General features: G+C 74.2%; 15 protein-coding genes, 1 tRNA gene, 1 other RNA gene and 1 pseudogene. 9 read left to right on the forward strand and 9 right to left on the reverse strand.

From position 1 onward, the window contains the following. Positions 1 to 34: 34 nt before the first annotated feature. A complete protein-coding gene (locus AC3RJ9_RS01090; protein WP_480221452.1) occupies positions 35 to 3,463 on the reverse strand; it encodes a DNA polymerase III subunit gamma and tau in 3,429 nt (1,142 codons plus the stop codon). A 78-nt stretch (positions 3,464 to 3,541) separates the two neighbouring features. On the opposite strand from AC3RJ9_RS01090, the gene AC3RJ9_RS01095 reads away from it, so the two are divergent. Then, positions 3,542 to 4,207: a malonic semialdehyde reductase gene (locus AC3RJ9_RS01095; protein WP_049146682.1), complete on the forward strand. Its 666-nt coding sequence runs from the start codon at positions 3,542 to 3,544 to the stop codon at positions 4,205 to 4,207. Positions 4,208 to 4,246: 39 nt separating this feature from the next. Here AC3RJ9_RS01095 and gluQRS read toward each other — a convergent pair. Both gluQRS and ffs read right to left on the reverse strand, forming a co-directional pair. Then, positions 4,247 to 5,233 (reverse strand): annotated as a pseudogene (gluQRS, locus tag AC3RJ9_RS01100) (tRNA glutamyl-Q(34) synthetase GluQRS). Positions 5,234 to 5,249: 16 nt separating this feature from the next. Continuing rightward, an RNA gene (ffs, locus tag AC3RJ9_RS01105) (signal recognition particle sRNA small type) lies at positions 5,250 to 5,346 on the reverse strand. Between the two features lie 155 nt (positions 5,347 to 5,501). On the opposite strand from ffs, the gene AC3RJ9_RS01110 reads away from it, so the two are divergent. Then, positions 5,502 to 5,587: transfer RNA gene (locus AC3RJ9_RS01110), tRNA-Ser, on the forward strand. 217 nt (positions 5,588 to 5,804) lie between these two features. Beyond that, positions 5,805 to 7,367, forward strand: coding sequence for an alanine/glycine:cation symporter family protein (locus AC3RJ9_RS01115; protein WP_061867552.1), 1,563 nt, complete (start codon positions 5,805 to 5,807; stop codon positions 7,365 to 7,367). A gap of 87 nt (positions 7,368 to 7,454) precedes the next feature. Here AC3RJ9_RS01115 and poxB read toward each other — a convergent pair whose 3' ends face one another. Further along, positions 7,455 to 9,170, reverse strand: coding sequence for a ubiquinone-dependent pyruvate dehydrogenase (gene poxB / locus AC3RJ9_RS01120; protein ID WP_049146688.1), 1,716 nt, complete (start codon positions 9,168 to 9,170; stop codon positions 7,455 to 7,457). A 129-nt stretch (positions 9,171 to 9,299) separates the two neighbouring features. Next, on the reverse strand, positions 9,300 to 10,196 hold the full coding sequence (locus AC3RJ9_RS01125) for an HAD family hydrolase (RefSeq protein WP_152744008.1): 897 nt from the start codon (positions 10,194 to 10,196) through the stop codon (positions 9,300 to 9,302). 114 nt (positions 10,197 to 10,310) lie between these two features. On the opposite strand from AC3RJ9_RS01125, the gene AC3RJ9_RS01130 reads away from it, so the two are divergent. Both AC3RJ9_RS01130 and AC3RJ9_RS01135 read left to right on the forward strand, forming a co-directional pair. Beyond that, positions 10,311 to 11,243 (forward strand): TspO-related membrane protein, encoded by a 933-nt coding sequence (locus AC3RJ9_RS01130; protein WP_102708205.1) that lies wholly within the window; start codon positions 10,311 to 10,313, stop codon positions 11,241 to 11,243. A gap of 150 nt (positions 11,244 to 11,393) precedes the next feature. Beyond that, a complete protein-coding gene (locus AC3RJ9_RS01135) occupies positions 11,394 to 12,377 on the forward strand; it encodes a thermonuclease family protein (protein WP_206495841.1) in 984 nt (327 codons plus the stop codon). A gap of 93 nt (positions 12,378 to 12,470) precedes the next feature. Here AC3RJ9_RS01135 and AC3RJ9_RS01140 read toward each other — a convergent pair whose 3' ends face one another. The 3 genes from AC3RJ9_RS01140 to AC3RJ9_RS01150 all read right to left on the reverse strand — a co-directional run bounded on the left by AC3RJ9_RS01140 (position 12,471) and on the right by AC3RJ9_RS01150 (position 16,193). Next, entirely contained in the window at positions 12,471 to 13,568 is a 1,098-nt protein-coding gene (locus AC3RJ9_RS01140; protein WP_227717929.1) for a YihY/virulence factor BrkB family protein, read from the reverse strand. 107 nt (positions 13,569 to 13,675) lie between these two features. After that, positions 13,676 to 15,094: an L-serine ammonia-lyase gene (locus AC3RJ9_RS01145; protein ID WP_036336757.1), complete on the reverse strand. Its 1,419-nt coding sequence runs from the start codon at positions 15,092 to 15,094 to the stop codon at positions 13,676 to 13,678. 184 nt (positions 15,095 to 15,278) lie between these two features. After that, the gene (locus tag AC3RJ9_RS01150) at positions 15,279 to 16,193 is read right to left on the reverse strand and encodes an NUDIX hydrolase (protein ID WP_206495840.1); all 915 of its coding nucleotides are present in this window, start codon (positions 16,191 to 16,193) and stop codon (positions 15,279 to 15,281) included. A 179-nt stretch (positions 16,194 to 16,372) separates the two neighbouring features. On the opposite strand from AC3RJ9_RS01150, the gene AC3RJ9_RS01155 reads away from it, so the two are divergent. Genes AC3RJ9_RS01155 through AC3RJ9_RS01165 form a run of 3 tightly spaced genes read left to right on the forward strand, consistent with a single transcriptional unit; the run spans position 16,373 to position 19,918 of the window. After that, entirely contained in the window at positions 16,373 to 17,155 is a 783-nt protein-coding gene (locus AC3RJ9_RS01155; protein ID WP_144879293.1) for an electron transfer flavoprotein subunit beta/FixA family protein, read from the forward strand. After that, complete coding sequence (locus AC3RJ9_RS01160) at positions 17,152 to 18,189, forward strand: electron transfer flavoprotein subunit alpha/FixB family protein (protein WP_144879291.1); 1,038 nt, start codon at positions 17,152 to 17,154, stop codon at positions 18,187 to 18,189. The genes AC3RJ9_RS01155 and AC3RJ9_RS01160 overlap by 4 nt, the downstream gene beginning before the upstream one ends. 52 nt (positions 18,190 to 18,241) lie before the next feature. Beyond that, positions 18,242 to 19,918 (forward strand): cytochrome b/b6 domain-containing protein, encoded by a 1,677-nt coding sequence (locus tag AC3RJ9_RS01165; protein ID WP_240335710.1) that lies wholly within the window; start codon positions 18,242 to 18,244, stop codon positions 19,916 to 19,918. Between the two features lie 136 nt (positions 19,919 to 20,054). On the opposite strand, the gene AC3RJ9_RS01170 is transcribed toward AC3RJ9_RS01165, so the two are convergent. Continuing rightward, positions 20,055 to 20,999, reverse strand: a complete 945-nt coding sequence (locus AC3RJ9_RS01170; RefSeq protein ID WP_061873266.1) for a PaaI family thioesterase — start codon at positions 20,997 to 20,999, stop codon at positions 20,055 to 20,057. 165 nt (positions 21,000 to 21,164) lie between these two features. Between AC3RJ9_RS01170 and AC3RJ9_RS01175 the strand changes: the two genes are divergently transcribed. After that, positions 21,165 to 22,298: an acyl-CoA dehydrogenase family protein gene (locus tag AC3RJ9_RS01175; RefSeq protein ID WP_159833663.1), complete on the forward strand. Its 1,134-nt coding sequence runs from the start codon at positions 21,165 to 21,167 to the stop codon at positions 22,296 to 22,298. The last annotated feature ends 37 nt before the right edge of the window (positions 22,299 to 22,335 follow it).

The raw sequence follows: 22,335 nt of genomic DNA on the forward strand, positions 1-22,335 counted from the left end.
CCGCGGCCCCGGACGGCGTACGGGCGCGTTCGCCTCAGGCGTCGTTGGGGCGTTCCTCGAGCAGACGGCCGCCGAGCACCCGTTCGACGACGGCTCGGCCCACGAGGCCCGAGTCCTCGAGCGGGACGTCGTCGTCGCTGGCGACCTCGTCCTCCCACCCCACACCGGACGTCGCCGGGGCGGCGGGGCCGGTGTCGGCGGGCCGGGCCGGGCCGCGGCCCTGGGCGGCCTCGCGGGCGGCGTGGATGGCCGCGGCCCGCGCGTCCAACGAGGGCGGCGCCGAGGCTCCCCCGGCAGGCTCGACGTCGGCGGGGCGCGCCCCGAGCGAGGCCGCGCTCGGCCGGCCCCCGGCGGGGGAGCCCGGCGTGGCGTCCGGGTCGGGGCCACCGGGAGCGCCGGGGCCGCCGCCCGTCCCGCCGCCGCTCGAGCCCGCGTTCACCGGAGGCTCCAGGGGCCCACCGGCCCGCAGCCGCTCCATGAGCCGCGGGTACATGCTCGCCGGATGGCCCGAACCCGGGAAGTCCGAACCGGTCGGGCCGGCAGCCGCGCGCGGCGCGGCGTCTGCGTCGTCGGCGGGCACGCCCGGGTCAGGGGTCGCGTCGGCCGTGGGCGAGCCCGTGGGGCGCCGCTCCTCGTCCGAGGACGGGCCGGCGCCCGAGGCGGCCGGGTGGAGATCGCGTCGCTCCGTGGCCGCTGCGTCGTCGTCCGGGGCGGGTGACGGCGTGGCAGGCCGGGCGGAGTCACCGTCCGCGGCCGCGCCCGCGCCGTCGTCGAAGCCGGCGGGACGGGTCGCGCCGAAGCGCTTCGCGAACTCGGCGCGCAGCTCCGCCTCCGGACGGGCGAACACGGGGATAGAGTGCTCCTCCTCGCGGACCAGCGGCCCCGGGTCGTAGGCCCGACGGACCTCCTCGGCGCTCGGCTCGCTCTCGCCGGGGGTCGGGGCGTCGGGCTGGACCGGGGAGTCCTGGCCGGCGTCCGGCGCGGCGCCGCCGGGGGCCGGTGCGGCCTGCGGCGGCGCGCCCCAGTCCTCGACCGACGGCACGGGGCCGTCCCAGCCGGCGGCGCCGACGGGCCGCTCCTCGGCGTCCCGGGCCGGCGGGGTCCAGCCCTCGGGGCCGTCCGAGTCGTCCTGCTCCGCGTCCGGGTCGAACGCGGGCAGCGAGTCCCACGGGTCCTCCTCGGGCGGGGGAGCGTCGTCCCAGGCGGGCGGCTCCTCGTCCGGGCCGCCCCAGCCGTCCGCCGGCGGGGCGGGGGCGGGCGTCGTCGACGACGTCGGCGCCGGCCCCCAGGAGGTGGCGGGAGCCGCGGGCGTCCAGGCGGGGGACGGCTCCGGCGTCTGACGCTGCTGCGTGGCCCGGGGCGGAGCGGCCGGCGGCGCCGGATCGTCCTCCGCGGTGGAGGGTGCGGCGGAGCGCGGCGGGGTGGGGCGGGAGGACTCCGGCTCGCGTGGGGCCTGCCCCGGTGCCGGAGCGGGCCGGTTCGGCTGCGCCGTCGGTCGGTCGGGCCGGCCCTGCTGCGGGGCCGGACGCTCAGGCCGGTCCGTCCGCGCCGGGCCGGCCGGGCGAGCGCCGGACTGTGCGCGGGCGTCCCCGGTCGGCGCGTCCCCACCGAGGATCAGATCGAGCCGCGGGCGGATGCCGAGCACCTGGTGGACGGCCTCGCCGAGCACGCGGTCACCGCCCCGGCCGAGCAGCGACTGGCGGGGCCCGTCCTGCTGGAAGCCGATCGTCAGCAACGAGCCGTCGTAGCCCGCGACGCTCGCGTTGTCCTTCACCAGCATCCACACCAGCCGAGAGGCGTCCTCGAGGGCCGAGAGGATGTCCGGCCAGGCCCGGCGGATCATCTCCACCTGGCTCGCCGCCGGGGCGGGAGCGGGGCTCGACGGCGCGGCACCGGTGCTGTCCTGGGCCTGGGGCCGGCCCTCGGGCTCGGGGCGGCTCCCGACCTCCGGGCGACGCGCGCCCTCGGCACGGGCCCCGGCCTCGGCCGGTTCGGGTCGTCCGGGCTGCGGCGGCTGCTGCGGACGCTCGGACCTCGTGGTCCCGGCGGCTGCGTCCCCCTCCGGCGCCTCGGCCGCGGCGGGCTGGGCGGGCGGTGCCCAGCGCTCCGGCGGGGCGGTCGGCGCCGTCGACGCGGGCTCCTCCGTCCGCCGCATGGCGGCCCGGGCGAGCGCGGCACCGGTCAGAGGGCCGGAGCCGTCCGCGTTCCCGGCCGACCCGCCGCCGTCCGCGGCGGGCGTGCCGGACCGGGCCGGCGTCGTCGTGCCCTCCGGGGTGCCGTCCTCGACGGGCGCGGCGCCACCGAGTTCGAGGCGCCGTTCGAGGGCCTCGAGGCGGGCGGCCAGGCCGCGGTGCGTCTCGTCCGAGGCGGGCAGCAACAGGCGCGCCATGAGCAGCTCGAGGTGCAGGCGGGGACTCGTGGCACCCACCATGTCCGTCAGCGCGAGGTTGGTGATGTCCGCGAGGCGGGAGAGCTCCGCGCGGGAGAGCTGCGCGGCCTGCGCCGAGAGACGCCGCACCTGGTCCTCCGGCATGCCGTGCAGGATCGCCCCGGCCTCCTCCGGCAGGGCGCGCGCGATCACGAGGTCGCGGAAGCGGTCCAGCAGGTCCTCGACGAAGCGGCGCGGGTCCTGGCCGGACTGCACCACGCGGTCCACCACGCGGAACACCGTGGGCGTGTCGTCGGCGGCGACGGCGTCGATCACGTCGTCCAGCAGCGCCTCCGGGGTGAAGCCGAGCAGGCTCACCGCGAGCTCGTACGAGACCTGGCCCTCCTGGGCGCCCGCGATCAGCTGGTCCAGCACGGAGAGCGTGTCACGCACCGAGCCCGTGCCGGCGCGCACCACCAGCGGCAGCACGCCCTTCTCCACGGACACGCCCTCCTCCGCGCACAGCTGCTCGAGGTAGGCGATGAGCGGCTCCGGCGGCACGAGCCGGAACGGGTAGTGGTGGGTGCGGGAGCGGATGGTCCCGATGACCTTCTCCGGCTCCGTGGTGGCGAAGATGAACTTCAGGTGCTCCGGCGGCTCCTCCACGATCTTCAGCAGCGCGTTGAAGCCCGCCGCCGTGACCATGTGCGCCTCGTCGATGATGAGGATCTTGTAGCGGTCCCGGACCGGGGCGAACGTGGCCCGCTCGCGCAGGCCGCGGGCGTCCTCCACGCCGCCGTGCGAGGCCGCGTCGATCTCGAGCACGTCCAGCGAGCCCGGCCCGCCGGTGGCCAGGTCCCGGCACGAGTCACACTCGCCGCACGGGGTGGGCGTGGGGCCCTGGGCGCAGTTCAGGCAGCGCGCGAGGATGCGGGCGGACGTGGTCTTGCCGCAGCCGCGCGGGCCGGAGAAGAGGTAGGCGTGGTTCACGCGGTCCTTCGCCAGTGCGGTGCGCAGCGGGACCGTGACATGGTCCTGCCCGATCACGTCCTCGAAACGGTCCGGGCGGTAGCGGCGATACAGGGCGGTGCTCACCCTCGAAAGCCTATCCGGCGGGCGGACGGGCTAAGGGAGCCGGGGAATGCGCCCACCCACCGGCCCGTTCCCTGGCCCATGACCACCACGCACATGCACACCGACGCCGAGGACACGATCCACCCCACGCAGCCGGCCCCGGACGCGGGACCGCTGAGTCAGGCCGAGATCGACCGCCTCTTCGCGGACCGCCACACGACGCAGCTCTTCTCGGACGAGCCCGTCGACCTCGCGCTGATCGAGCGGGCCTACGCGGACCTCCGCTGGGCGCCGACCGCCATGAACAACCAGCCGCTGCGGCTCGACGTCGTGGACAGCCCCGAGGCCCGCGCCCGCCTGGCTCCGCTGATGATCGAGTTCAACCGGGAGAAGACGGAGCGCGCCCCGCTCACGCTGATCGCCTCCTACGACCTCGACTGGCACCGCCACATGGGCCACCTCGCCCCGTTCCGGGAGGGCTTCGAGGAGGATGCCGAGGGCAAGCCGGGCATGCGCGAGGGGATGGGCCGCACGAACGCGCTCATCCAGGTGGGCTACCTGCTCGTGGCCTTGCGCGCCCACGGGCTCGAGGTCGGCCCCATGGCCGGGTTCGACGCCGCCGCCGTGGACGCCGAGTTCCATGCGGACCGTGCCTGGAAGTCCCTCCTGGTGATCAACGTGGGCCACGCCGCCGCAGACGACGAGAAGGCGCAGCAGCCCCGCCAGGGCCGCCTCGACTTCGACCAGGCCGCCCAGGTCCTCTGACCGGGGCCGGGCCTGCGGCGGACCAGGGCGCCGGCCCGCTCAGAGCCCGGTGAACACCCACGGAACACGCGGCAGGGCGGCCGGGTCGAACGCGGGCACGGCGGCCGCCAGCGGTCCCGCGGGCAGGCCGAGGGACTCCAGCAGCCGGTCCCGCACCCGCTCGGGGGTCCACGCCGGGTCCTGCGCGGAGAGGTCCTCGAGGGTCACGGCGCCGTCCCGCTTGGCCAGCCGCCGCCCCTCCGCGTTCAGCACGAGCGGCACGTGCAGGTACTCCACCGCGGGCGTCGGCTCCCCGCGCGCGGCGCACAGCGCCTCGGCCAGCCAGCGCTGGCGCGGGGCCGAGTCGAGCAGGTCGTCGCCGCGGACCACCTGGTCCACGCCCTGCGCCAGGTCGTCCACGACGACGGCCAGGTTGTACGCGTACGCCCCGTCGTTCCGGCGCAGCACCAGGTCGTCGACCAGGCCCGTGACCTCGCCGTGCAGCACGTCCACGGCGGTGGCGCGCGGGGTCTCGCCCGCCGGCAGGCCCGCGACCTTCGCCGCATCGATCCGCAGGGCGGCGGGGCGCACCCGCCGTCGCTCGGCCCGCTCGGCCTCGGTCAGGCCGCGGCAGGTGCCCGGATAGAAGCCGGGCGGACGCAGCGGCACGGTGCCGCCGGAGGCGGGGGCACCGTCGTCGGGCCTCGGGTGCGGGGCCGACGTCGCCTCGGCGATGTCCTTGCGGGAGCAGAAGCACTCCTAGACCGCGTCCGTGCCGTGCGCGGCGCGCAGGGCGGCCACGGCGGCGTCGTACAGGGCGGTGCGCTCGGACTGGCGCACCGGCTCGGCGTCCCAGTCCAGCCCGACGGCGGCCAGGTCCGCCCGCTGGTCAGCCTCGGCCCCGGAGCGGACGCGGTCCAGGTCCTCGACCCGCAGCAGGAAGGCACGGTCCGTGGCGCGCGCCGCGAGCCACGCGACGAGCGCGGTGCGCAGGTTGCCCAGGTGCAGGCTTCCCGTGGGGGAGGGGGCGTAGCGTCCGGCGGGCATGGGATCTCCTGGGGAAAGTGAAGACCCCTCACGCACCTGCCAGAGCCCACCTACCCTTGCTACCTTCCGGTCCTGGGGGAGTTCAGCGAGATGACACCACGTGAGGGGCCGTCGAAGAGTCTAGCAGGGTGGCGGCGGGCGCGGCGATTCGGGCCGCGGGGAGGCTCGGGCCGAGCTCGCGCCTCCCGCGGAGGATTGGCGCGGCCCAGGACGATCTGGTTATGATGGAACCTGCCCTCGCGCGGTCCGCCGCATGGGGGCGCACCAAGGAGGATTCGCCTAGCGGCCTATGGCGCACGCCTGGAACGCGTGTTGGGTTAACAGCCCTCGGGGGTTCAAATCCCCCATCCTCCGCGGGCAAGCCCCGGGACCCCAGTGGTTCCGGGGCTTTTCGCATGTCCGGGGCCGCTGTCGTCGCGGGCCGCGCGCCCGGACTCCCGATCCGCCACGCTGGATGCGAGACGCGGGTCACATTTGCGCGTATCCTTCTCCCCAGTCGTCCGGGACCGCCGGCGGCCGCCGCTCGGAGCTCGCACCGCACCGGCCATCCCCACCCCGATCTGGAGACCCCATGTCCTTCGCAGATCTCATCACCGCCGTGAACGACGTCATCTGGTCCCCGGCCCTGATCTGGCTCTGCCTGATCGTCGGCCTCTACTTCACCATCCGGACCCTGTTCCTGCAGTTCGTGAACATCCCGGACATGGTGAAGCAGCTCCGCGAGGGCCAGGACTCCGCGGACGGCACCTCGTCCCTCCAGTCCCTCATGATGTCGCTCGCCGGCCGCGTCGGCATGGGCAACATCGGCGGCGTCGCCACGGCCATCGCGTTCGGCGGCCCCGGCGCCGTGTTCTGGATGTGGGTCATGGCCCTGCTCGGCGCCGCCACATCCTTCATCGAGTCCACGCTCGGCCAGATCTACAAGGAGCGCGACCCGGACACCGGCGAGTACCGCGGCGGCCCGGCGTACTACTTCGAGAAGGCCTACAAGCACACGGCCGCCGCCCCCGCCTTCAAGGCGTACGCGATCCTGTTCGCCGTCGTCACCGTCTTCGCCACCAGCTACTTCCTGCCGGGCGTGCAGGCCAACGGCGTGGCCGCGGCCGTGGGCGAGGCGTGGGCCGTGCCCGCCTGGGTCGTGGCCCTGGCCATGGTCATCCTGCTGGCCTTCATCGTCCTGGGCGGCGTGAAGCGCATCGCGACGTTCGCCGTCTACGTGGTGCCCGTGATGGCCGTGCTGTACATCATCCTCGCGCTGATCGTGCTGTTCCTGAACTTCGACCAGATCCCCGAGGTCTTCGGCTCCATCTTCGCCAGCGCGTTCGGCGTGCACGCCGTGTTCGGCGCGATCCTCGGCCTCGCCATCCAGTGGGGCGTGAAGCGCGGCGTCTACTCCAACGAGGCCGGCCAGGGCACGGGCCCGCACGCCGCCGCGGCCGCCGAGGTCTCGCACCCAGCCAAGCAGGGCTTCGTGCAGGCGTTCGCCGTGTACATCGACACGCTCTTCGTCTGCTCGGCCACCGCGTTCATCATCATCTCCACGGGCGCCTACCGGGTGTACTCGGACGGGTCCGGCTCCGGCCTGCTGTTCGAGGGCATCGTCTCGCCGACGGCCTCCGAGGGCCCGGCCTTCGTCCAGACCGGCTTCGACGCCATGTTCTCCGGCTTCGGCCCCACGTTCGTGGCCGTGGCGCTGGCGTTCTTCGCCTTCACCACGATCGTGGCGTACTACTACATGGCCGAGGTCAACATCGTGTTTCTCACGCGCAACCTGCGCAACGGCATGGTCCGCCGCGTCGCGCTGCGCTTCCTGCAGGCCCTGATCCTCGTGTCGGTGGCCTACGGCGCCGTCGCCACCACGGGTGCGGCCTGGGGCCTCGGCGACATCGGCGTGGGCTCCATGGCCTGGCTGAACATCCTCGGCATCCTGGTGCTGCAGGGCCCGGCCCTCAAGGCCCTCAAGGACTACCGCGCACAGAAGCGCCAGGGTCTCGACCCGCAGTTCGACCCGCGCCCGCTCGGCATCCGCAACGCGGACTTCTGGGAGCACCGCGCCGACGGCCTGATCACCCAGGGCGTCGCCGGCACGGCCGAGCACCCGATCGTCGCCGAGGGCGGCGCCCACCGCGCCTGACCTACCGGCGGGGCTGGGCTCTCCCCGCCCCACCACGACGACGGCCCGGACGCCGCCAGCGTCCGGGCCGTCGTCGTGCGCGGCAGGTCAGAAGAGCTGGCGCAGGTTCGCCTTCGCGAGGTCGAGCAGCTTGGTGCCCTTGCCGTCCAGGACGGTGCGCATGGCGTAGAGCGCGAAGCCCTTGGCTTGCTCGAACTCGATGCTCGGCGGGATCGTCAGCTCCTGACGCTCGGTCTTGACCACCAGCAGCGCCGGCCCGTCGTGGGCGAGGAACTCGCGCATCACCGCGGGCAGGTCCGTCGTGTGGTCCGCGCGGAAGCCCTTGATGCCGATCGCCTCCGCGATCGCCGCGAAGTCCGGGTTCTCCAGGCTCGTCCCGTAGGGGACGAACCCGGCGGCCATCATCTCGAGCTCCACGAAGTTCAGCGAGTCGTTGTCGAACACGAGCGTCTTCACGGGCAGGCCGTTCTGCACGAACGACATCAGCTCGCCGAGCATCATGGCCAGCCCGCCGTCGCCGGCCATCGCCACCACCTGGCGGGTGGGGTCGACCGCCTGGGCGCCGACCGCCTGGGTAACCGCGTTGGCCATGGAGCCGTGGGACAGGGAGCCGATGATCCGGCGGCGCCCGTTCATCGTCAGGTACCGGGAGGCCCAGACCACCGGGGAGCCGACGTCGGGCAGGAACACCACGTCGTCGTCGGCCAGCTCGTCGAGGAGGCGGGCCACATACTGCGGGTGCACGCGTCCACGGCCCGGGGTGGCCAGCTGGTCGAGGTCCTTGCGGGTCTTGGCGTAGTGCTTGAGCGCCTTGTCCAGGAACGCCGACGACGAGTTCCCGCGTAGCAGCGGCAGCAGGGCCTGGGCCGTCTCCTTCACGCCGCCCACGAGCGGCACGTCCACGGCCACCCGTCGGCCGATCTGCTCGCCGCGCACGTCCACCTGGATGACCGTGGCGTCCTCGGGGTAGAACTGCCGGTACGGCAGGGAGGAGCCGAGGATCAGCAGCGTCTCGGCCTCCTTGAGCGCGTGGTAGCCGGAGGCGAAGCCGAGCAGGCCGGTCAAGCCGACGTCATACGGGTTGTCGTACTCGATCCGGTCCTTGCCGCGCAGCGCGTGGACGATCGGGGCCTGCAGGCGCTCCGCCAGGGCCACGACCTCGTCGTGGGCGCCGGCCGCACCCGCGCCGGCCAGGATGGTGATCCGCTTGGACGAGTCCAGGGCCTCGGCGGCCTCGCGCAGCACGGAGTCGGCCGGGATGACGCGGGACGGCGTGTGACGGATCACCTCGGGCTTCGCGGAGAGCTCGGTGAGGGCCACGTCGCCCGGGATCACGAGCACGGCCACGCCCCGCTGCTCGACGGCGGCCCGCATCGCGGTGCGCAGCATACGGGGCATCTGGTCCGCCGAGGAGACGTGCTCCACGTAGACGGAGCACTCGCGGAACAGGTCCTGCGGGTGGGTCTCCTGGAAGTAGCCCGAGCCGATCTCCTCCGACGGGATGTGCGCGGCGATCGCGAGCACCGGGGTGCGGGAGCGCTGCGCGTCGAACAGGCCATTGATCAGGTGGAGGTTGCCCGGACCGCACGAGCCCACGCAGACCGCGAGCTCGTCCGTGAGCTGGGACTCGGCGGAGGCGGCGAAGGCCGCGGTCTCCTCGTGCCGGGTGTGCACCCACTGGATGCCGCCGTGGGAGCGCAGGGCCTCGGTCAGCCCGTTGAGGGAGTCCCCGGGCACGCCGTACATGCGGCGCACGCCCGAGGCGTGGAGGGTCTCGACGATGTTCTGGGCGACAGTGGCCACGGTGGAACCTCTTCTCTGGTCGGGAGGCGCCCGGGCCGGTTCGGCAGGGGCGCCGCATTGCCTTCCACGCTAGGGGTCGAGGTCCCGGCCCGGGGAGGGGCGGCCGCCCGCAGGTGGCGTCCGACCTGGTCAGCGCAGCAGGTCGCGCTCGACCCAGCGCAGCAGGGACTCGCCCGCCCGCTCGTGGACGTCCTCGGCGTCGCCGATGCCGCGTTCGGCGAGGATCGCCGCCGTCACCACGCCGTAGGGTTTCTCGGGGACGCCGTCGGCGGGGCGCACGTCCATGTGCTCCACGGTGAGTCCACGCTCGTGCAGCCGGTCGGCCATGGCGTAGTCGCTGCGCGAGTCGCCCGCGGTGAGCCAGCGTTCGGGCACCGGGGTGCCCGCCTCCGCCAGCAGGCCGAAGCAGCGCTCGACGCCCAGGTCCTTGCCGGAGGAGCGGTGCTCGACGTCCACCGAGATCACCGAAGGGGCCACGCGCACCTCCTCGGCGAGTCCGCGCTCGGCGAGCAGGCCCTCGACGCCCGCGGCGACGTCGTCGCGCACCCGCTCGTACTCCGTCTGGTCCGCGCCCACTGTCTTCTCGAGGGAGACCATGGCCAGCTTGGTGTGGTCCGTGAACTGCAGGTCCCCGGCGCGCTCATCGTTGAGGGCCCAGATTGCGTCACGGGTGTCCGCGTCGATGGCCATGTCCGGGTCGGTGCGGAGCCAGTCCGGGGCGGTGCCGTCCACGGTGACGTCGGGCAGGTCCCCGGAGGGCACCGCGGAGAACGGGAACCACACGGCGCCCTTCTCACAGACCGCGTGGAAGGGGGCGTCGTCCGGGAGGCCCGCGTCGCGCAGCGGGGCGATCACGCTGTGCAGGAGGAAGTCCGTGGAGCGGCCCGTGTTGAAGCCGACCGGCACCCCGCGCCGCGCGAGGCGGACGAGCACGTCGATGATCCCCTCCGGCACGGTCCGGGTCTCGGTGGAGGCCACGGGGCCGTCCACGTCCAGCAGGAGTCCGATCGGGGAGGGAGTGCGCATGCCCCCACCCTAGGCCGCGGTGGCCCGTGCCCGCGATGGGCCCGGCGGCTACGCTGACCCTGAGACCCGCCCCGCCCGGGGCGCACCCCCGACGATCACCCCACGGGAGCACCCATGAGCACCGCCACCGACCTCGGCCCGTCCCGCAGCCCCTTCGGCCCCGACGCCGCGGCGCGCGTCCCCAGCTCGGGGACGGGGTTGGCCTCGACGGGCGGCCGGGTGGCCATGCTCGTGGTCGTGATCCTCGCGATCGTGGCCGCGTTCCTGGGCTCCGGCGTCGTCGGCGGCCTGACCCCCGTGGCCGAGGCCGCGGGCGGCTGGCTCGGCCCGGACGCCACCTGGGTGTCCCCGGCGACCCCCGCGTTCGGCATCTGGTCCGTGATCTACGCGGGCCTGTTCGCCTACGCCGTGTGGCAGTTCCTCCCCTCGGCCCAGTCCGCCCGTCACGACCGCCTGCGACCGTGGATCCTGGTCTCGGTGCTGCTCAACGCCGCGTGGATCTGGACGGTGCAGGCCGGGCTGCTGGGGCTGAGCGTCGTGGTGATCGCGTTGCTGCTGGCGTGCCTGGCGTGGATCCTGGTGCTCCTCGAATCCGTCCGCGCGCACAGCTGGGGCGAACGGATCCTCCTGGACGGGGTGCAGGGCCTGCATCTGGGCTGGGTCTCGATCGCCGCCGTGGCGAACCTGGCCGCGTGGCTGGCCTCGACCGGCGTCGTCGGCGATCCGGGGCAGTCGTCCTTCTGGGCGAAGGTGATGCTCGTGGTGGCCGTGCTGATCGGCGCGTTCACGGCCGTGTACAACGGCGGCCGCCCGGCTCCGGCGTTCGCGCTCGCGTGGGGTCTGGTGTGGATCGGCGTCGGCCGCGCGGACGGCACGGGGCTGCTCTCGGGCAGCCTCGCCCTCCTGGCGTGGGGCGGCGCCGCGATCGTCCTGCTGTGCTGGCTGGCCGCGCTGCTGCTCTCCCGCCGGTCCGCGACGGGCGAGGCCCGCGACCTCGTCCTCGACGCCCTCGACGGCGGCGGCGACCCCATCGACGGCCGCCGCTGACCCCCGTCGTCATTGACGGAACGGGGACCGATGTTGTCGTGACGTGCGGCAACACCTGTGCCTCCCACCTGCGATGATGTGGTGATCCGAAGGCCCCGCCTCACGGCGGGGCCTTCGTCATGTCCCCGTCCCTTCCCCTCCAGGATCCTCGTGCCCCTTGCCCGTCTGCGCGCGGCGCTCCCCGCGGCCGCACTGTCCCTGCTCCTGCTCACCGGCTGCACCGCCACCGACGACGGCGTCACCCCGGCGAGCGATGCCGACACCTCCGCGTCGGTCAGCACGATGCCGATCACGTCCACCCCCTCCGTCGACGCGGCTGCGACGAGCCGTGCCGCTGCGTCGTCGCTGGCCGCTTCCTCCTCCGCCGCGCAGAGCTCGCGCGCCGCAGCGTCGTCCTCGAGCGGGGCCGCCGAGTCGCGTGCCGCTGAGGGCTCCCGCAGTGCCGAGCCGGCGGCGCCCGCCGCCCCGGCCGACGTCGAGGGAGACGTGGTCACGGTCGAGTCGATCTCGGACGGCGACACGCTCCGCGTGACCCTCGGCGAGGTGTCCACGCGGGTGCGCCTGCTCAACATCGACACCCCCGAGACCCACCACCCCTCGAAGCCGGTCGAGTGCATGGGACCGGAGGCGACGGCGGCGCTGAAGTCGATGATCAGCCCCGGCGACACGGTGGTGCTGCGGTACGATCGCCGGCTCTACGACCGCTACGACCGCCTCCTCGCCGGCGTGTACGCCGAGGGCGTCCTGCTCAACGCCGAGATGGCCCGCCTGGGCTACGGCGAGCCGGCGGTCTTCGACGGCAACGACCGTTTCCTGCCCGAGGTCGAGGCGGCGTGGGAGCAGGCCCGGGCGAACGGCGTCGGCAGGTTCTCCGGGGAGTGCGGCACCGCGGCCGAGCCCATCCCGGAGGCGGCCCCGGCCCCCGCCCCGGAGGCGGCCCCCGCGTCCGGCGACGCGGGGCCGGTGAGCGGAGCCGACTCCGTGTGCCCGGACTCCCACCCGGTCAAGGCCAACGACAACTCGGGCATCTACCACGTGCCCGGTCAGCAGCACTACGGCAGGACCAACGCGCGCCACTGCTACGCCTCCGCCGCCGCGGCCCAGGCGGACGGCTACCGCGCGGCCCAGCGCTGAGGGCCCCGCGCACGACGACGGCCGCCCACCTCGCCAGGTGAGCGGCCGTCGTTGTCGGTGCGGAACGTGCGCTCGGCGCCGCGCCGGGCGCGGTCAGCGGCCCTCGTGGACCGCCCGCAGTTCGTAGCCGCGCTCCTCCACGGCCGTCTGCTTCTCGGCGCGCTTCTCCACCCCGGCCACGTCCTTCGGGGGCAGCTGCACCCGAGCCTCGGCGGGCAGGCCGGCCTCGAGCTGGCGGGCACGCTCCACCTCGGCGTCGACCTCCAGGCCGAGCAGCAGCACGATGTTGAAGATCCACAGGGCGAACAGCAGCGCCATGACCGTGCCGATCGCACCGTACGCCGAGTAGCCGGCGAACTGCGTGAAGTACACGGACAGGGCCACCGCGGCCAGCACCATGCCCACCAGCGCCACGATGTTGCCGGGGCCGAAGAGGTGGAAGCGCGGCTTCTGGACGTTCGGGGTGGTGTAGTACAGGGTCGCGATCAGCACCAGCAGGATCACGACGACGACAGGCCACTTCGCCCACGCCCACACCGGCAGGAACGTGTCCGAGAGGAAGTTCACCACGCCGGTCATGCCGAGCGGCCCGGCGATCGGCTGGAGGAAGCCGTCCACGAGCGAGCGGTTCAGCGCCAGCGAGAGCAGCACGACCACGATGCCCACGATCAGGATGAGCGTGGTGAGCAGGTTGGTCAGCGTCAGCTTCACCAGGCCGCGGCCCTCCTCGTAGCCGTACACCGTGTTGGCCGAGCGGTTGAACGCCTTCACGTACGCGGAGGCGGACCACAGGGCGGTCGCGATGCCGATGATGAGGGCGATGATCCCGCCGCCTGAGCCGGCCGAGTCGCTCATGGTGGTCACCAGGTTCGTGACGAGCGGCTGGTAGTCGCTCGGGACCAGGCCGGTCAGCTCCCCCAGCAGATCGTCGATGGCCCCGCGGTTGGAGGCGAGCACGAGGGACAGGATGGAGAACACGGCCAGCAGGGAAGGAGCCAGCGAGAGCACCAGGTAGTAGGTGAGCTTCGCGGCCAGGTCGGTGCCGCCGTCGTTGCCGAACTCCTTGAGCGCACGCGTGAGCGCGTACTTCCAGCCGGCGCCGTCGAGCTTCACGCCCTTGAGCCTCTCGGCACGCTGGTCGGGATCGATCTTCGCGGCCTCCAGGGTCGCGTCCACAGGATGAATGGCCACGTCGGTCCTCTCGCGCTCGGGGGCAGGGTGCGGGTCGGGCCCCACGGTAGCGGACGGGTGCCCCGTCCGTCCCGACCGGAGCGGCGCTGGGCCGCGGACCCGGGCGATCAGCACTCGATGACGTTCACGGCCAGGCCGCCGCGCGAGGTCTCCTTGTACTTGGACTTCATGTCCGCGCCGGTGTCGCGCATGGTCGTGATGGCCTGGTCCAGGGTCACCCGGTGCGAGCCGTCCCCCAGCAGCGCCAGCCGGGCCGCGTTGATGGCCTTCACCGACGCGATCGCGTTGCGTTCGATGCACGGCACCTGGACGAGGCCGCCCACGGGGTCGCACGTCAGCCCGAGGTTGTGCTCGATCCCGATCTCGGCCGCGTTCTCCACCTGGTCCACGGTGCCGCCGAGCACGGCGCACAGGGCGCCCGCCGCCATGGAGCAGGCCGAGCCGACCTCGCCCTGGCAGCCGACCTCGGCGCCGGAGATGGAGGCGTTGCGCTTGTACAGGATGCCGATCGCCGCCGCGGTGAGCAGGAACTCGACCACCTTGTCGTCCCGCTCCTGCTGCGTGGCGCCCTCGGGGAGCACGAAGCGCATGTAGTAGAGCATGACGGCCGGGATGATGCCCGCGGCGCCGTTCGTGGGCGCGGTGACGATGCGCCCGCCCGAGGCGTTCTCCTCGTTCACCGCGAGCGCGAAGAGGTTGACCCACTCCATGGCCCACATAGGGTCGGTGCGGTCGGTGGTCTGGAGCAGGTGCTCCCGCAGCGCGGGGGCCCGACGGCGGACCTGCAGTCCGCCGGGCAGGATCGGCTCGGTGCGGGACACGCCGTTGTGGACGCATTCCTCCATGACGGCCCAGATGGCCAGCAGCTGGGTGCGCAGCTCGTCGAGGTCGTGGCGGGTGGCCTCGTTGGCGAGCATGAGCTCCGCGATGCTCAGGCCCGCCTCGTGACAGCGGGCGGCGAGCTCGGCGCCCGTGGAGAAGGGGTACGGTTCGCCGGTGTCGCCGTCGTCGGTGCGGTTGACGTCCTTGGTGGCGTCCAGCTCGGCCTCGAGCTCGTCCGAGGTGACCACGAAGCCGCCGCCCACGGAGTAGTAGTCGCGGGTGTGGAGCTGTTCGCCGGCGTCGTCGTAGGCGGTCAGGCGCATGCCGTTCGGATGCCCGGGCAGGGACTCGCGCATGTGGAGGGTCAGGTCCGCCTGCCGGTCGAAGGCGATCTCGTGGCGCCCGTCCAGGGGCAGTCGACCGCCCGTGACGATCTCCTCCACGAGCCCGGTGCAGGCGTCCGGGTCGATGGTCTCGGGGTCCTGGCCGGCCAGGCCGAGCAGCACCGCGGTGTCCGAGCCGTGGCCCACTCCGGTGGCCGCCAGCGAGCCGAACAGCTCGGCGTGCACGCGGGCCGTGCGCTCGAGGACGCCGTGCTGGCCCATGCTGTCCGTGAAGCGGCGGGCGGCGCGCATGGGACCCACGGTGTGGGACGAGGACGGGCCGATGCCGATCGAGAACAGGTCGAGGACGCTGAGCGCCATGCAGTGCTCCTAGGGTGCGAGCGGGACGCGCGGCGGCCGGGGGTGGGGGCCGGACGCGCGGAGCCGGGTGATCCGGTGCAGACCAGACTAGGGGCACGGGGCCCTGCAGGCCATGGGGTCGCGGGTCGAGGTCCGCGGTGCTCTCCGGCCCGTCGCCCGCCGCACGGACCGGAGCCGGGAGCGCTCAGAGGATGTTGTCCTTGGACTCCTCCACCTGCGCGGCCGCGCGGAACGCCGTCAGGTCACGCAGATACTCGTCCGCGTGGGGGAACACGGGCCCCTGCCCGGCCACGAGCATGACCCCCTCGAGGGGCTCGAACCGGGAGCGGCCCGCGTGGATGTCCTCGCCGGCGTCGACCAGGGTGCGCAGCTGCCACCACGTGGGGGCCATCAGGTTGACCTTGCCGGCCCGGAAGCGGCGCAGCAGCTCGGCGGGGGACGCCCAGCCGTGGCTGGCCGCCTCGGAGGACATCCGCTCGGGGGACTGGCCCTGCGGCAGGTGGACGGCGAAGAAGAACGTGTCGTAGCGGCGCGGGCCCCCGTGCGGGGTGATCCACCGGGACCACGGCACGAGCGCGCCGGCGTCGGGGCGCAGCCCCTCGCGGTCGAGCAGCTCCCCGAAGTCCACCTCGTGGCGCTCGACGGCGTCGCGCAGCTCGTCGGGGAACGCGGCCACCCGGGCCGGGTCCACGGGGGTGCCGGTGACGGCGTCCCGGGCCAGGAGCACTCCGGTCTCCTCGAACGTCTCGCGGACGGCGGCGGCCAGCACGCGGCCGGCGCCCTCGGCGGGGTCGAGCTCCGTGAGGGTGCCGTGGGCGTCCACGGGTTCGCGCGGCAGCCCCAGGCGCCGGCCCCAGTCGGCCAGATCCGTGCCCTCCCACAGCCGGTCCGGCAGGTCGTCCGCGGGGTCCACGCGGCCGCCGGGGAAGGCCGTGGCGTGGGCGCTGAAGGCCATGGTCCCGGCGCGGCGGACGGTGAACACCGAGATCTCGCCGCTGGCCCCGGGCCGGACCAGCACGAGGGAGGAGGCGGGCACCGCCGGGACCCGGGGCCGGTCCTCGGCGGCCGGCGGCTCGGCGGGCGGGGCGGCGGGGCTCACGGTGCCTCCTCGGTTCGGGCGATCATGGTCCGGACGCACGGGCCGACGACGGCGGCCCCGGCCGCTCCCGCGCGGGGGTCATGCGGCCCGGACGTGCGCGGACCCGTAGTCTGTAGCGTAAGTCACCGTGCTCGGGGCGGAAGCCCCGGGGCGAGACCGCGACCCAAGGAGGAGAGGCCGTGAAGATCCTGGTGCTGGCCAAGCAGGTGCCGGACACGTGGCAGGAGCGTGAGCTGAGCCTGGAGACCGGCTGGGTGGTGCGCGACGGCGCGGCCGAGCCCGTGCCGGACGAGATCAGCGAGCGCGTCATGGAGGTCGCCCTGGGCTGGCGGGACGCCGGCGCGGACGTCGAGGTCGTGGCCCTGACGGTGGGCCCCGAGGACTCCTCGAAGACCCTGCGCAAGATGCTGGCCATGGGCGCGGACTCCGCCGTGCAGATCACCGACGACGCGCTCGTCGGCTCGGACGCCGTGGAGACGGCCCGCGTGATCGCCGCGGCCGTCGAGAAGGAGGGCGCCGACCTCGTGCTCGCCGGCACGCTGTCCACGGACGGTGGCACCGGCGTGGTGCCGGCCATGGTCGCCGAGCTCCTGGACCGGCCCTACCTGCCGCACGCCGAGGCACCCGAGCTGGCCGACGGCGAGCTGACCGGCACCGTGGCGACCTCGGACGCGGACGTGCGCGCCGCCGTCGCCCTGCCCGCCGTGGCGAGCCTGACGGAGAAGACCGCGGAGCCGCGGTTCCCGAACTTCAAGAACATCATGGCGGCCAAGAAGAAGCCGCTCACCGTGCTGTCCCTGGCCGACCTCGGCATCGCCGCGGGCCCGGCCGAGGCCGCCTACCGCTCCGTGATGGTCTCGGCGGACACGCGTCCCGAGCGTGCCGCGGGCGAGAAGATCACCGACGACGGCACCGCCGCCGAGCGGCTGGTGGAGTTCCTCGCGGGTCGGGGGCTCGTGTGAGCGCGAACGTGGAGGAGACCGAGATGACGACGCAGACCGACGCCGCGAACAGCGGTCAGACCGTGCTGGTGCACGCCGAGATCGGCGCGGACGGCGCGCTCCGCCCGGTCGTGGCCGAGCTGCTCGGCGCCGCCGCAACCGTGGGCGTGCCCGAGGCCGTCCTCGTGACCGGCGCGGAGGGCAGGGACGCCGCCGTAGCCCGTCTGGGGGAGTACGGCGCCACGCGCGTCCACGTCCTCGTGGCCGACGACGCCGCCACCACCCTCGGCGACGCCGCCGTGCAGGCCCTCGCCGCCGCGGCCGCCCGCACCGCGCCCGTGGCCGTGCTGATCTCCAGCAGCCCCGAGTCCCGCGCGGTGGCCGGCCGCCTGTCCGTCCGCGCCCGCGGCCCCGTCTGCGCGGATGCCGTGGGGCTGCGCTGGGCTGACGACGAGGTCATCGCCCGCCACTCCGTGTTCGGCGGCGACTACCTCAGCGAGTCCACCGGCGAGGGCGGCCCCCGGATCATCACCGTGCGCCCCGGCGCCGTCGCGGATCGGGCTCCGGCCGTCGAGGCGCCCGAGGTCGTGGAGCTGGCCGCCGCCGAGCTGGGCCCGGTGACCGCCGGCGCCCGGGTGCTCGAGGTGAACGCCCGCACGCAGAACTCCGCCCGTCCGCCGTTGCGCGGCGCCAAGACCGTCGTCGCCGGCGGACGCGGCGTGGGCTCCGAGGAGGGCTTCGCGATCGTCGAGCAGCTCGCCGACGAGCTCGGCGCCGCCGTGGGCGCCTCGCGTGCCGCCGTCGACTCCGGCTACACCGCGGCCGAGCGCCAGGTGGGCCAGACCGGCGTGATCGTGTCCCCGAACCTGTACATCGCCCTGGGCATCTCCGGCGCCATCCAGCACCTGGCCGGCATGAAGACCGCCAAGACCATCGTGGCGATCGACAAGAACGAGGACGCCGAGATCTTCGAGCACGCCGACTTCGGCGTGGTCGGGGACATCTTCCAGGTGGTCCCGCAGGTCATCGAGCAGCTGCGCACCCGCCGCGGCTGAACCGGTGCGGGCGCGGTCCGCAGCGGACCGCGCCCCTCGGACGAGGAGAAGCATGCCCAAGCAGCGAATGGCCGGCTACGTCCCCCTGAGGGGCGCCCCGGCCGAGAACGAGCCCGCCCCCGCCCCGGCGCAGGACACCACGACGGCGGCCCCGGTGGTCGCGCCCGCCGTGCCGGTGGCGCCGTCCGCGCCGGCGTCGGCCCCGACGCCCCTGTCCGCGCGACGCCGCATGGCCGGGTACGTCCCGTTCGCCCGCGAGGCCGAGTGGCTCGGCGGCGCCCCCGCCCCGGCCGTGGGATCGACCCCGGCCGCCGCCCCCGAGCCGATTGCCGCCTCAGCGTCCCCGACGCGGGCCCCCGCACCCGCGGAGACCGAGCCCGTCGTGCCGGACGTGGCGGCCGCCGTCGCGGCCGCCGCGGCCGGTGCGCCCGCCGCGTCCGGGGTGGGCGCGCCCGTGGAGTCCGACCTCGTGCCGCTCGCGGAGCGGCGACGCATGGCCGGGTACGTGCCGTTCGCCCGGGAGGGGGAGTGGTTCACCGAGCTGGCCGCCGTGGGCGCCCCCACCGCGCCGGAGACGGTGGCGCAGGAGGTCGACGCACCGGAGCAGGCCACCGCCGAGCCCGCCGCCGCGGAGCCGGCCGATGCGGAACCGGCCGTCGCCGCCCCCGTGGCCGCGGCGCCGGCTGCGGAGCCGGCTCCCACCGCGCCGGACACCCGTTCGGCCCCGCCGGCCTCCACCGCGCAGCCGCCCCGGGCCGCCCCCGGGGCCGCCACCGGCACGCCCGCTCGGGCCGCGGAGACGGACGCCGCCGAATCCGCCGCCCCGTCCCGCCTGCGCAAGGCGCTGCCGGCGGTGGCCGGCGTCGTCGTGCTGGCGCTGCTCGCAGTGCTGGCCGGACGCTGGCTGCGGAGCCTCGACCCGGTGGCGGACTTCATCGCGACCTACGACGGGCACCCGGTCCTGCCCGAGGGCACCCCCGAGGGGATGCCCTGGTGGATGGGCTGGCAGCACTTCCTGAACATGTTCCTGATGGTGCTGATCATCCGGACGGGCCTGCAGATCCGTCACGAGACGCGGCCGCCGGCCAACTTCACTCCGACGAAGGACGGCCTGTTCTCCGCGCGGGGCAACACCCCGAAGAAGTTCTCGCTCACCATCTGGACGCACCAGGCCCTCGACGCGCTGTGGCTGCTCAACGGCGTGATCTTCGTGGTGCTGCTGATCGTCACCGGCCACTGGGCGCGGATCGTGCCCACGGACCCGCACGTGTTCCAGCACGCCCTGTCCGCCGGCATCCAGTACCTGTCCCTGGACTGGCCCACGGAGAACGGCTGGGTGCACTACAACGCGTTGCAGATGCTCTCCTACGCGCTGGTGGTGTTCGTGGCCGCCCCGCTCGCCGCCCTCACGGGCTGGCGCATGTCCTCGTGGTTCCCCACGGAGGCCAAGGGACTGAACAAGGCGTTCCCCATGGAGGTGGCCCGCAAGGTGCACTTCCCGGTGATGGTCTTCTTCGTGGCGTTCATCGTGGTGCACGTGTTCCTCGTGGCCTTCACGGGCCTGCTGACGAACTTGAACCACATGTACACCTCGCGGGGCGGTGCCACCGACGCGTGGGGCCTCGTGGTGTTCCTCGTGAGCGTGGCGGTCACCGCCGCCGCGTGGTTCTTCCTGAAGCCCGCCTTCACGGCCCCCGTGGCCTCCCGGTTCGGCACCGTGGGCCGCTGAGCCGGCCGCACGACGACGGCCCCTCCTCCTCCACCCGGGACTTTCGAACGTGATCTCGGGGGAATGAGCGCTTTCGAACGTGAGATAGGCCCTTTCTCACGTTCGAAAGCGCTCGGGTGCTCGGGCGTGCGGGGCGTCAGCTCCGGGCAGCTCGGAAGGTGACCTGCACCTGGACCATCGGCTTGTCGGCCACGGGGACGCCGTCGGCGCCGACCGGCACGAGGTCCACGTCCACGAGGCGCAGGGACCGGCCCGCGTGCCGCACCCGCGTGAGGGCGACCATCTCGCCGTGGCCCGGGCGCACGAACACCACGCGCACGGCCTGGACGTCGTAGCGCTCGCGGTCCGGCATGGCCGCCTGCGCGGCGGTGACCGCCCGCAGCGTCATGGCCCCGCCGTGGACCGCGCCCGACGGGTTGGCCAGCTCCGGCTTCGGGGCGAAGCGGGCGCCCGCGCTCGCCGCGGCAGCGACGGCGGGGCGCACGTCCGGATCGGCCGTCGGCAGCGACTCGGGGCGGGCGGCCAGCAGCCCCGGCATGGGCACGCGGGTCTCGGCCCTGCGGGGCAGCCGCCCGGCCGCGACGAACGCGGCCATCCGCTCCGGCGCTCCGGCCGGCACCGACTGGAACCAGCCGGTCGCCTCGACCACGCGACGCCCGTCCGCGTCCTCGAGCCACGCGCGGGCCACGCCGCCGGCGGCATCCCAGGCCAGCGGGCGGGTCCAGCACTCCAGCAGCGGGCCGTCCTCGTCCCCGGCCGCGACCGCCGCGTCGAAGGCGGGCAGCGGGCCGAGCACGTTGACCTGCAGCTCGGTGGTGACCACGGTCTCGATGTCTCGGGCCGCGTGGTGCACGGCCACCGCGGTGGCGTTGTCCATGATCACGGTGGCCGCCGCGCCGGTGGGCCGGCCGTCCAGGTCGAGGCACCACGGGCCGACCTCGAACGCGGCCGGGTTGAGGGCGCCGTTCCGCTCGGTCATCAGCGCATGGCGGCGGATGCCGAACAGCTGTTCCGTGCGGCCGGAGGGGTGGGAGCGGGGGCCGGTGGGCGAGTCCGCGGTGGGGCTGGTGGTGGTCTGCACGGGGAGCACGCTAGCCCACGGCCCGGCGGCGACACGGCTGATCATTGGATGTCCTATTATCGTGGTGACGACAGTCACACCCTGTCGCCGCCCGCGGTGTCACCCCCGCACCACCCCGTCGTGGACCGCCCGCGCGGCCGGCCCGAGCCCCAGGAGGACGAACCCATGTTCCCCATCACCGACGACCAGAAGGCCCTGGTCGACGCCGTCCGCGACTTCGCCGAGCAGCGCGTCGCCCCGCACGCCCTCGACTGGGACGCCGAGAAGCACTTCCCGGTGGACGTCCTCGCCGAGGCGGGCGAGCTCGGCCTGGGCGGCATCTACGTGGGGGAGGAGCACGGCGGCACCGGCCTGGAGCGCACGGACGCGATCCTGATCTTCGAGGAGCTCGCCAAGGCGGACCCGGCCTTCGCCGCCTACATCTCCATCCACAACATGGTCGCCTGGATGATCGACTCCTTCGGCAGCGACGAGCAGCGCGCCCGCTGGATCCCCGACCTCGCGGGCATGGAGCACCTGGCCAGCTACTGCCTCACCGAGCCCGGCGCCGGCTCGGACGCGGCCGCGCTGAAGACTCGCGCCGTCCGCGACGGCGACCACTACGTCCTCAACGGCGTCAAGCAGTTCATCTCCGGCGCCGGCGCGTCCGACTGCTACGTGGTGATGTGCCGCACCGCGGACACGGGCGCCCGGGGGATCTCCGCCGTCGTGGTCCACAAGGACACCCCCGGCCTGTCCTTCGGCCCCAACGAGAAGAAGATGGGCTGGCACACCCAGCCCACGCGCCAGGTGATCTTCGAGGACGTCCGCGTGCCCGTGGCCGACCGCCTCGGCGAGGAGGGCGACGGCTTCCGCATCGCCATGAAGGGCCTCAACGGCGGCCGCCTGAACATCGGCGCCTGCTCGATCGGCGGCGGCCTGGCCGCCCTGGACAAGGCCACCCGCTACCTCAAGGAGCGCAGCGCGTTCGGCGAGCCGCTCACCACCAAGCAGGCCCTCGTCTTCGAGCTCGCGGACATGTCCGTGAAGCTGGAGACCGCCCACACGATGCTCATGCGCGCCGCGGACGCCCTGGACCGCAACGACCCGGACACCGTGCGCCTGTGCGCCATGGCCAAGCTCGTGGCCACCGAACACGGCTACGAGGCCGCCGACACCGCCCTGCAGCTGCACGGCGGCTACGGCTACCTGCACGAGTACGGCGTGGAGAAGCTCGTCCGGGACCTGCGCGTGCACCGGATCCTCGAGGGCTCCAACGAGATCATGCGCATGATCGTGGGTCGCGGCCTGATCGCCTGACGTCCGGGGCCCCACCCGGTCGCCCCACCCAGCACGG

It is taken from the genome of Micrococcus sp. 63XJN7_6_ISO-PGPR-S23-444, from assembly GCF_058072765.1.

Excerpts from the sequence above, each read along its gene's own strand:
- AC3RJ9_RS01095 (WP_049146682.1), top strand. The coding sequence starts at position 3,542 with ATGACCACCACGCACATGCACACCGACGCCGAGGACACGATCCACCCC.
- AC3RJ9_RS01115 (WP_061867552.1), top strand. The coding sequence starts at position 5,805 with ATGTCCTTCGCAGATCTCATCACCGCCGTGAACGACGTCATCTGGTCC.
- AC3RJ9_RS01125 (WP_152744008.1), bottom strand. The coding sequence starts at position 10,196 with ATGCGCACTCCCTCCCCGATCGGACTCCTGCTGGACGTGGACGGCCCC.
- AC3RJ9_RS01130 (WP_102708205.1), top strand. The coding sequence starts at position 10,311 with ATGAGCACCGCCACCGACCTCGGCCCGTCCCGCAGCCCCTTCGGCCCC.
- AC3RJ9_RS01145 (WP_036336757.1), bottom strand. The coding sequence starts at position 15,094 with ATGGCGCTCAGCGTCCTCGACCTGTTCTCGATCGGCATCGGCCCGTCC.
- AC3RJ9_RS01165 (WP_240335710.1), top strand. The coding sequence starts at position 18,242 with ATGCCCAAGCAGCGAATGGCCGGCTACGTCCCCCTGAGGGGCGCCCCG.
- AC3RJ9_RS01175 (WP_159833663.1), top strand. The coding sequence starts at position 21,165 with ATGTTCCCCATCACCGACGACCAGAAGGCCCTGGTCGACGCCGTCCGC.